This is a genomic window from Rhizobacter sp. P2_H3, from assembly GCF_056403355.1.
The window spans coordinates 1-9,914 of the sequence record NZ_JBFUFQ010000212.1 but is presented as its reverse complement, the minus strand read 5'-3'; the positions used below and the strand labels follow the sequence as shown (position 1 = coordinate 9,914).

Genomic DNA, 9,914 nt, shown 5'->3' with positions numbered 1-9,914 from the left:
GGCCATGCCAGCCCGGCGCGCGCACGCCCGCACCGGGCTCGGAAACCACGCTCAAGCCATCGGCGGACACAGTGGCCGTGCCGTTGATCACCAGCATGCCGGTGGTGTGGTCAAAGCTCAGCACCGCCAGTTGAGCGCCGGGCGGCGCGCTGAACACGTTCGGGAAGCTGATCTCCACCGGCTCGGTGAAGGTGGCCACGCCGGGCGCCTGGATGGTGATGTCGAAGGTGTGCTGCAACACGCCTTCGGGCAACATGTCTTTGACGAGCTCCGGCGGCACGGTGGACACGCCTAGCTTCGTGTTGCTGACCGGCTTGCCATCGAAGCCAATGCCGCGCCCCGGATTGATCTTCAGCGTGAGCGCCTGGCGCTGCTGGTCGGTGAGCTGCGGCGCGGCGCGCGGGTCGTCAACCCGTATCACGGTCGGCTCGGTGTCGCTGACTTCTTGCAGCACGCTCAGTGGCACGCGCGGCAGATAGATCTCGCGCCGAGTGGTGTTGGCAAGGCGTTCCTCGACCGCGCCCATGCTGCCCATCATGGTGTTGGTGATACCGRCCTGGATCGCGGCATCCATCACCATTTCGGGGAAGAACACGCCGGCCGGTGCATTCGCCGCGGTGCGCCCATCGACCACCAGCTTCAGGTCGCCTGCCGGTACCTCGTTGAACTCGAACTCGCCGTTGGCGTCGGTGAAGATCACGCGATCTTCCTGGCCGAGGATGAACACCATCGCATGGGCGATCGGGAGCAAGAACACATCGTCCGCGGTGTGGATCACGCCGTCGGGCCCGCGGCGGATGTCGTCAAAGCTCATCGGCTTCAAGTCGGGGCCCGGGTCCAGCACTTTGCCGATGATGCGCGTGCCGGCCACGCCGCTGCGGCTCACGGTAGTGAAGCTGACGCGTTGCACGCCGCCGGCCTCACCATTGTTGTCGGAGTCCAGCAAGGCGCCATCGGCGGCGGCGCGTATCAGCCCGCCGTCCAGGTGCACGGTGATGCGCGAGCCGCCGGGCAGCGGGCTTGCAAAGAACATCCAGACAAAGCTGCCATCAACGGCGGGCACGAGCGTGCTGGCCAGCTTGCTGCCATCCGGCGCGGTGGCAAACAGGCTGTCGGCCGTCAAGGTGGCGGGGTTGACGGCGCGCGAGAACTGGATGAAGGGCCGCTGCGTCACGCCCACATTGACGCTGCCATCGGTGGGCGAAAAGCCGCTGAGCATGAAGAGCGGCAGCGCAGCCACATTGACATGCAGCGTGGTCGAGCCCGCGTTGCCGGCGCTGTCGCGCGCGGTGACGCTGAGCGTGTGGCTGCCGATTGTCAATGTGCTGAAGTCCAGCGCGCTGTCAAAGCTGCCGCTTTCGTCAAAAGGCAGCTGGCGGATGATGCCGCCATCGAACTGGTAAGAAAGCTGCGCGAGCACGCCGCCGTGCACGCTGGCGTTGCCGGCCAAGCGGCTGCTGGCTTGCAAGCCGTCGCCTTCGGCCAGGCTTGTGAGGCTGACCTGGGGGGCCAGGGTCACCAGCGTGAAGGCGCGCGTCAGCGCTGCGGACTGGTTGCCGGCGGCGTCGCTTGCGCTGAGGGCCACGCTGTGCGAACCATCGGCCGAGCCGTCAGTGGCAAACGTGGTGGTGAAGCGGAACCTGCCTTGCGCATCAAGGGCCAGGTCTTGCGCTGTGCCGCCGTCAACGCGGATTTGCGCGCCGGCCACACCGGACAGATTGTCCAGCACTTGGCCGGTGATGACGAGGTTGGTGTTGGTGGCGTCCGGTGTCGCGTCGAGCACGATTTGCGGTGGCTGCGTGTCGCGCGTCAAGGCAAATCTCGCCAGCACCGCCTGGGCCACTTGCGTGCCGATCAGCTTGCCGGCGTCATTGTCAAGAATCGTGTGGATGCCGCCATAGATGCGGCTCAAGCCCGCCTCGTCGGCGGCCTCGCTGAAGCTCGTGAAGCTGCGCGTCACGCCCGGCAAGGTCGAGGCGGTGGTGGCAAACGCGGTGTTGTCTCCAAAGCTGGCGGCCAGCACGCCGGCCGCCGCGGCGCTGAAGGTCGAGTGGCCCGACACATAGCTCGGGTGCGCCGGCGTGATCAAGAGCGGCGTCCAGTTGGCATCTTGCACGGTCGCCGGGTTGCCGCCTTGGTCGGCATTCTGGATTGCCGTGATGGGTCGCCAGAAGTTGTAGTGGTACTTGGTGTCCCAGGCGGCGATAGCGGCATCGGCCAGGGCCACGTTGAGCTGCGCCATCAAGCGCGCGTTGGCGCTCAGCGACTGGCCTTTGGCGGCTGCCACTTGCACAGCAATCTGGTCCCAGTGACCGGGCGGTGTGAAGCTGCCGCCGCCATCGGCCCAGAACTGGGCTTGCTGGGTTTGGTCCGCGCTGCGGGTGATGCTGTTGTCGCGGCCCAGGCTTTGCACTTGATTGATGGCCTCGGCATAGGCGGCCGAGTCGAGCGCGGGCGGTGGCGCGGCGCGAAACTGCGCCGCGCTTTCCAGCGCGAACGGCGTCACGCGCGGCCATTGCGGCTCTTCGGCCACCAGAAAAAACGGGCCGGTGGCGCGCCACTGGCCCGGCGCCGTTCCATCGTCTTCAGCCGCAAATTCAAGATAGCCATCATCAGCGCGCAGCGCCAGTATCGCTTGTGCGATGCTCTCGCCCAGCGCCACACCGGCACTCTTGGCCGCGCCATCGGGCCGTGCGGCCAGGCTCGCGGCCAGCGCCGCATCGAACTTGGCGCGCTGGCCCGGGTACTGGCTGAACAGCACGCGGTAGGCGGCCTGTGCGGCCGCGGCTTGAGCGTCGGTTGGGTCGCTGGCGCTGCGCTGCACCAGATAGGCCGGCGTGCCCTGGATGGCGGCCAGGCTGTCATGCACGGCAATGCTGRGCATGGCGAGCGTGCGCGTGGCGACTTGCGGGTGCGTCACGTCAAGCTGCACGGCCTTGAGCGCGGTCGTGATCCAGTCCAGCACCGCGTCGCCTTGCGTGGGTTGCACGCGCGTCAGGGTACGCGTGACGCTTTGGCTGTTGCCGGCGGCGTCGCTCACATCCAAGGTAATGAAATTTTCGCCCAGCGCCAACGCCACGCCGGGCAGCATGAAGTTGCCGTTGGCACTGGCGCTGCTGATGAGGCCTTGCGCTGCCAGGCGGATGGTCGCACCCGTTTCGGCCGTGCCTTGCAAGACGACGATGGCCGAGGCGGTCTGCGCGGTGTTGCCGTTGAACGCATCGACCGTCGAAACGGCGAAGTTGGCGCCGCTGGGCGCTTGGCTGTCCAGGGTGAAGACAATGTTCAGTGGCGCGCTGGCATTGCCCGCCGCGTCTTTGGCGATCAGGCGCACGGTGTGGGCACCATCGGCCAAGCTGCCGCCGGCCAGCGTGTCCAGCACGGCGCGCGACAAGGTGAAGCGGCCATCCGGCTCAAGCAGGGCGGCGAGGTCGGTGAAGCTTGGCATCGGCCCGGGGTCCAGGGACACGAGCAACTGCGTCACACGAACGTCGTCGGTAGCGCGGCCGGCAATGCTCGCGTCGCGCGTCACGCCGTCATCGGCCAAGAGCCCGGTGTCGTTTTGCAGTGCGGCTTCCAAAGTGGGCGCGGTGGTGTCGCCGTCGCCAGCAGGCTCCAGCAGCACATGCATGCTGGCCACTGTGAGGTTGCCGGCGGCGTCGGCCAGGGTCAGCTCGAAGGTGTTGTCGCCCAGGGCCAGCGTGATGCCTGCGAGGCTGAAGCTGCCGTCGGCCGCGGCCGTGGTGGTGGACAACACAGTCGGGTCGCCGCTGTGGCGAAGCTTCAGCGTGGTGCCGGCCTGCGTGGCGCCCGCCAGGGTCACGGGGTTGGCGCTGGTTTTGTTGTCGCCGGGCGTGCCGGTGTCGCTGGCCGCATCCAGCCCAAAGCTCAGCAGCACCGGCGGCAGCCGGTCGGGCGGCACATGGCTGAACTGCGGCAAGGTGGCGGGGTCGAGATCGCGCCCGCCCACGCGCACGCTGGCCGGAAAGGCCGGTGCGACGATGCTGGTGCTGCCCAAGAGCTGCCCGCCGGCAATGAACTCCAGCAGGGCTTGCGCGGCCGTGCCGATCTGGATGTCGCTGCCGTCGTTCAGCACGCCGTCGACCGGATCGACGCTTGCGATCAGGCTCGTGTCCACCACATCGCCGCCGATGCGCACGCGCGCCAAGCTGCCGGCATGGAAGTGGTCGGCATTCGCGCCGCTGCCGCCCAAGGCCGCGTCGTCGCCCAGATCGGAGCCGACGAGCACGCGCAGGCTGCGCGCCGCGCCATCAATCTTGAGCATTTGCAAGGCCGCCACGGCCAGGCTGCCGGCGGCCTCGCCTTGCGTTGTGAACATCACCACCGGGCCGCTGATGTTGGCGCGCCAGGCCGGCGCGCTGCTACCAGCGCTGATGCTGTTGGCGCGCCCGTGCACGCTCCACAAGCCGCCGCTGAGGGCACCGCCGATTTGCACGCTGTTCAAAGTGAACAGATTAGGCAAGCCGGGCGTGCCGGTGAGCAACAGATCAGCGCCCATGTCGCCCTTGGTGACGAGGCTGGCGAGGCCCGCCGCTTTGAGCACACTCACGCCGGCCGCGCTGCCGGTCCATTGCTTGACGTCCACATTCACATTGGCGGTCGGTGCGAGCAACTGCACGTCGGCCAGCTCCGCGGCCTTGAAGCTGAAAGTGCTGCCGGCGGCGACCGAGACCAGCGCCTGGCTGAGTTGGCCCAAGGTCAGGCTGACGACACTGGACGCGAAGACTGCCGTGCCGCTCAGGTCGGCATTGGCCAGGCTCAGCGCGCCCACAGCGCTGTTGGCGCTGATGCCCACCAGCGCCAGCTGGGTGCCCCCGGTGTTGACGAGCGACACATTGCTGGCCGCACTGGTGTTGACGAGTTCCAGCACGAAGCCGCTGCCCTGAAGCAAGAGCTGACCCTTGCCCGGGCCGCTGATCACCACGCTGGGCGCGGCCGGCGGAGCCGGGTCTTGCGCCATGTGCGGCGCCGGGTTGGCGCCGGCCGGCTTGGGCTTGGAGTTCGCAGCGCTTGCGGCGCGGGATGAGTTGGCAAGGCGGGAGCGGGTGGGGGCGGTCATGGGGTCTCTCCGGTCGGTTGGGGCAAGCAAGCCTGTGAGCGAGTCATCGCTGTGTCATTAGCTAGAACGCAGTCCGCCCCGCTTTCCCGACACCGGAATAAATAAAAAAAAATGGAGCGCAGCGCTCCTGGCATCGAACCGCCATTCGGCGATCAATGAATAACCGAATTTGTAAGCGGTTTTAGAAAACCGCGAGCGTCATCGGTCGCATCGAGGACATCAAGGACTACGAGGAGTCCGAGCGGATCGCAGCGAAGGTGCCGCGCCGGTTCGACGGCTTCGTCGAGCACACCAAGCGGGTGTCTCCGACGTGCCTGGTGCACTTCGAGCGCAACCGCTACAGCGTGCCGGCGTCGTACGCGAACCGGCCGGTGAGCGTGCGCGTGTACGCCAGCCGGATCGTGGTGGCGACCGAGGGCCAGGTGATCTGCGAGCACCAGCGGATGATCAACCGCAGCCACGACCACAGCGGGCAAACGGTCTACGACTGGCGGCACTACCTGGCGGTGCTGCAGCGCAAGCCCGGGGCGCTGCGCAATGGCGCGCCGTTCACCGATCTGCCGCAGGGGTTCAAGCGTCTACAGGCAGCGCTGCTGAAGCAGCCGGGCGGTGATCGCGAGATGGTGGAAGTCCTCGCGCTAGTCCTGCACCACGAGGAACAGGCGGTGCTTGCCTCGGTGGAGTTGGCGCTTGAGGCCGGGGTGCCGACGAAGACGCACGTGCTCAACGTGCTGCATCGGCTGCTCGATGGCAAGCCGGCGGCCCCACCGATCACGGCGCCGCAGACGCTGCGCCTGGTCAACGAGCCCCAGGCCAACGTCACGCGCTACGACACGCTGCGAGGCAAGGCGCAGGCAGCGCACGCCGTGGCCCACGTCCAGGCACACCGGGAGAGCGGCCATGCGTCATGACCCTGCGGTGGCGGCCCTCGTGATCATGCTGCGCCAGCTCAAGATGCACGGCATGGCCCAGGCGGTGGCCGAGCAAGGTGCGCCGGCGTTCGAGGCGGCGCAACCCGTGCTCTCCCAGTTGCTCAAGGCAGAGACGGCCGAGCGCGAGGTGCGCTCTGTGGCCTACCAGCTCAAGCACGCGCGCTTCCCGGCCTACCGCGACCTCACTGGCTTCGACTTCGCCTACAGCGATGTGAACGAGGCGCTGGTGCGGCAACTGCACCGCTGCGAGTTCCTGGAGCAGGCGCACAACGTCGTCATGGTGGGCGGGCCGGGCACGGGCAAGACGCACCTGGCCACGGCGCTGGGCGTGCAGGGGGTCGAGCACCAGCATCGGCGCGTGCGCCTCTACTCGACGATCGAACTGGTCAACGCGCTGGAGTTGGAGAAGGCCGCAGGCAAGTCCGGGCAGCTCGCGAACCGGCTCATGTACGCCGACCTGGTGATCCTCGACGAGCTGGGCTACCTGCCGTTCAGCGCCTCTGGCGGGGCACTGCTGTTCCACCTGCTCTCCAAGCTCTACGAGCACACCAGCGTGGTGATCACCACCAATCTGAGCTTCAGCGAGTGGGCCACCGTGTTCGGCGATGCGAAGATGACCACCGCGCTGCTGGATCGGCTCACGCATCATTGCCACATCCTGGAGACCGGCAACGACAGCTACCGCTTCAAGAACGGCTCCGCTCAACCCACACTGCCCAAGAAGGAGTCCAAAGCCAAGAAGTTATCCACAAACGTGAGCCGGCTTGGCTTGAAAACTGGTGGGTCAACATTGGATGGAAACCCGGGTCACCTCTGCGTGGAACTCAACAACAGGAGGATTCGACAGTTGAAATGACCGCGGCTTGCAGACGTCGAAGCCAGCCGCAGAATTTCCGCTCGGCAAAGATTACTCCAGCGTCAGCACTTCAGAAGGATTCCCAATTGTCGGTACCCGTCTTTTGTGCTGGCGCTTGCGCCGCTTCGGCGACAACCGCGGCCTTTTTCTCCGGACGCTTAGTGACCAGGGGCCGCACATTGCCGGTTGCAGGCGCGATCGGCTGCGGCGGCGCTGGTACCCACTCGTCGCGATGTTGAGTCAGCTTGAAGACCGCCACGGCCTGAACGAGCTGCTGCGCTTGCTGGCGCAGGCTTTCTGCGGCGGCAGCGCCTTCTTCCACCAGCGCCGCGTTCTGCTGGGTGGTTTGATCCATCTGACTGATGGCTTCGCCCACCTGGCCGACGCCCGCACTCTGTTCCCGGCTGGCGGCACTGATCTCGCTCACGATGTCGGTCACGCGGCGGATGGAGCCGACGATCTCGGTCATCGTCTCGCCAGCACGGTCCACGAGCGTCGTGCCGTGCGCCACCCGCTCGACGCTGGTGGAAATGAGACCCTTGATCTCCTTGGCGGCCTCGGCGCTGCGCTGGGCCAGGTTGCGGACTTCGGCGGCCACCACGGAGAATCCGCGCCCTTGCTCGCCTGCGCGCGCGGCTTCAACGGCGGCGTTCAGCGCCAGGATGTTGGTTTGGAACGCGATGCTGTCGATCACGCTGATGATGTCGGCGATGCGTCTGGAGCTCTCGTTGATGCCGCGCATGGTGTCGACTACTTGGTCGACCACTTTGCCTCCCTCGGAGGCCACGCTGCTGGCGCTCAGTGCCAGCTGGTTTGCCTGAGCCGCGTTGTCGGCATTCTGTTGCACCGTCGCGCTCAGCTGCTCCATGGACGCGGCGGTCTCCTCCAGCGCCGAAGCCTGCTCCTCCGTGCGCTGGCTTAGGTCCTGGTTGCCCTGGGCGATCTGACCCGATGCGGTCGCCACGCTCTCGGCGTTCTGACGCACGTTCAACACCACCGATGACAAGCTGTCGCGCATGACCTTCATCGACGCCAGCAAGCTGCTCGTGTCGCCCGAGCGCACGCTGATGACCACGCTCAGATCGCCGTCCGCGACGTTCTTGGCCAGATCCGTCACAGTGTGCGGCTCGGCACCCAGCTGGCGGATCAACCCGCGGGTGATGATGAACGCGAGGATCGAGCCCACCGACACCGCCAGCCCGGTGAGCACGGTGAAGGTGACGATCGCCACCCCCACGGCGTCCTTGGCGGCTTGGCCGGTTTCACGTGCTGCCTGCTGCTGGAATTGGACGGTCGCGTCGATGGCCTTGAAGTAGGTCGACTGCAGCGGACGCACTTCCTTGAGCAGCATCTGGGTGGCCTCTTCGTCACGGCCCGCCATGCCGGCCTCCTGCACGCGCGCTAGCGCGGCGCTGTAGGGGCGGCGAGCGTCCGACATCGCCGCCAGCCTGGCTTTGCCTTCCGGCAACTTGATCGTTTCGGCGAGCTTGGCCGTGCGCGCATCGATGGTCTCGGCCGCATCCTGCATCCGCTTGGCCTCGGCTTGCATGTCTGCCGGAGCGGAGGCGAGCACGAGGTTGCGCACCGCCCGTGCGCCGAGGTTGGCGTTGTCCTTGATTTCGGAGAGCATCTCGATCTTGATCATGCGGTCGTCGGTGAGACTGACGACGTTGGCATGAATGCCCGACATGGCGACCGACGCATACATCGCCAAGCCGACGAGGAAAGAGATCAGAAGACCAAACCCCAGTCCGAGCTTGGTGCCAATCTTCATGTGATTGAACGAGATGTACATGGGCTTTTTCCGGTGAGGACTTGCGCGACAACAAACGGGTACGCCACTGAGTGATCGGCACAATTCGAGACTTGTTGAGCCCCCTGAACGGAAGCCTTCCACGGCCAGGGCGTTGTCGCCGGCGACTACCTCGGACTTACAAGACAAATTGGTGGCCCAACTGCGTGCAGGGTGATCTCGCCGAAACCGTATCCGCCAAGAACCTCGACTTGAGAAACCGGGGGCCAATCAGCGGCGAGGCAGGTGCTTCTTCACTGGCGCTATGGCTACCGCGTGTTAACCAGCTTGGCCCATGGCGCTGCTCTCGCTCCCGGTGCTGCAGTTGAAACTGCCCAATGCGCGTTCACAGTCTTCGGGCGAACCGGCGTGGCGCCGACTGGGCTCGGTCCACTCTGGCTCTCAACGCTTGAGTGACAACAAAAGTACCCCACCTGCCACCATCGCGATGCCGGCCCATTCGCGCAGGCTCGGGCGCTCGCCGAGGAAGGCGAAGGCGAACACCGCGACCAGCACCAGGCTCAGCTTGTCGACCGGCGCCACCCGCGACGCATCGCCGATCTGCAGCGCCCGGAAGTAGCAGACCCACGACGCCCCGGTGGCCAGGCCCGAAAGCACCAGGAACAGCCAAGTCCTGCCTGGCAGGTCGAGTGGGTTCGACCACTTGCCGGTCCCCATGACGAAGGCGGCCAGCACGACCAGGATCACGCTGGTGCGCACCAGCGTCGCGAGGTCGGAGTCGACGCCGCGGATGCCGATCTTCGCGAAGATCGCCGTCAGCGCGGCGAACGCGGCCGACAGCAGGGCCCATTGAAACCAGCTGGCCGGCATGTTCATCTCAGGCTCCATGAAGTTGGGAGAAGACGACCCGGACCTCCAATCCGCGATGCTCTTCCGGCGTGTGCAGGCCGACGCTCGAGTGGTGGCGCTCGGCGATCGCGCGCACGATGGCCAGGCCCAGGCCGCTGCCGCCGCTCTCGGGGGCCAGCGACTGCGCGTCCTCGCCGCGGTAGAAGCGGTCGAACACGCGCTCGCGTTCGGCCACCGGGACGCCGGGGCCGTTGTCGACCACGCGCAGGCGCGGCCGCCCGTCCTGCAGGTCCGCCTCGACGTCGACCACGCCGCCGGCCGGCGTGTAGCGCAGCGCGTTCTCGACCAGGTTGTCGAGCAGCACGCGCAGCTGGTGGGCGTCGGCCTGCACCTCGACGCCGACACCGACGCGCGCGCCGAGGTCGATGCGGCGGTGCTCGGCCT

Annotated in this window: 5 protein-coding genes and 1 pseudogene; 2 read left to right on the top strand and 4 right to left on the bottom strand. The window is 66.7% G+C overall.

Annotated elements, in window-relative coordinates:
* Positions 1-5,080, bottom strand: a 5,080-nt coding sequence (locus tag AC1D1T_RS26010) for an Ig-like domain-containing protein (protein ID WP_477992766.1), incomplete at its 3' end; no start/stop codon positions are given.
* 263 nt (positions 5,081-5,343) lie between these two features.
* On the opposite strand from AC1D1T_RS26010, the pseudogene AC1D1T_RS26005 reads away from it, so the two are divergent.
* Together AC1D1T_RS26005 and istB are read left to right on the top strand one after the other, a co-directional pair.
* Positions 5,344-5,991, top strand: a pseudogene (locus AC1D1T_RS26005) (Mu transposase domain-containing protein); the annotation flags it as partial.
* Positions 5,981-6,868: an IS21-like element helper ATPase IstB gene (istB, locus tag AC1D1T_RS26000; protein ID WP_477828502.1), complete on the top strand. Its 888-nt coding sequence runs from the start codon at positions 5,981-5,983 to the stop codon at positions 6,866-6,868. The pseudogene AC1D1T_RS26005 and the gene istB, both read left to right, overlap by 11 nt.
* Positions 6,869-6,938: 70 nt before the next feature.
* Here the strand turns inward: istB and AC1D1T_RS25995 are convergent, their stop codons facing one another.
* From AC1D1T_RS25995 to AC1D1T_RS25985, 3 genes are all read right to left on the bottom strand, one after another.
* Positions 6,939-8,663 (bottom strand): methyl-accepting chemotaxis protein, encoded by a 1,725-nt coding sequence (locus AC1D1T_RS25995; protein ID WP_477992765.1) that lies wholly within the window; start codon positions 8,661-8,663, stop codon positions 6,939-6,941.
* Positions 8,664-9,062: 399 nt separating this feature from the next.
* Positions 9,063-9,497, bottom strand: a complete 435-nt coding sequence (locus tag AC1D1T_RS25990; protein WP_477992764.1) for an EamA family transporter — start codon at positions 9,495-9,497, stop codon at positions 9,063-9,065.
* 1 nt (position 9,498) lies between these two features.
* The coding region (locus AC1D1T_RS25985; RefSeq protein WP_477992763.1) for a sensor histidine kinase at positions 9,499-9,914 on the bottom strand (416 nt) is incomplete at its 5' end.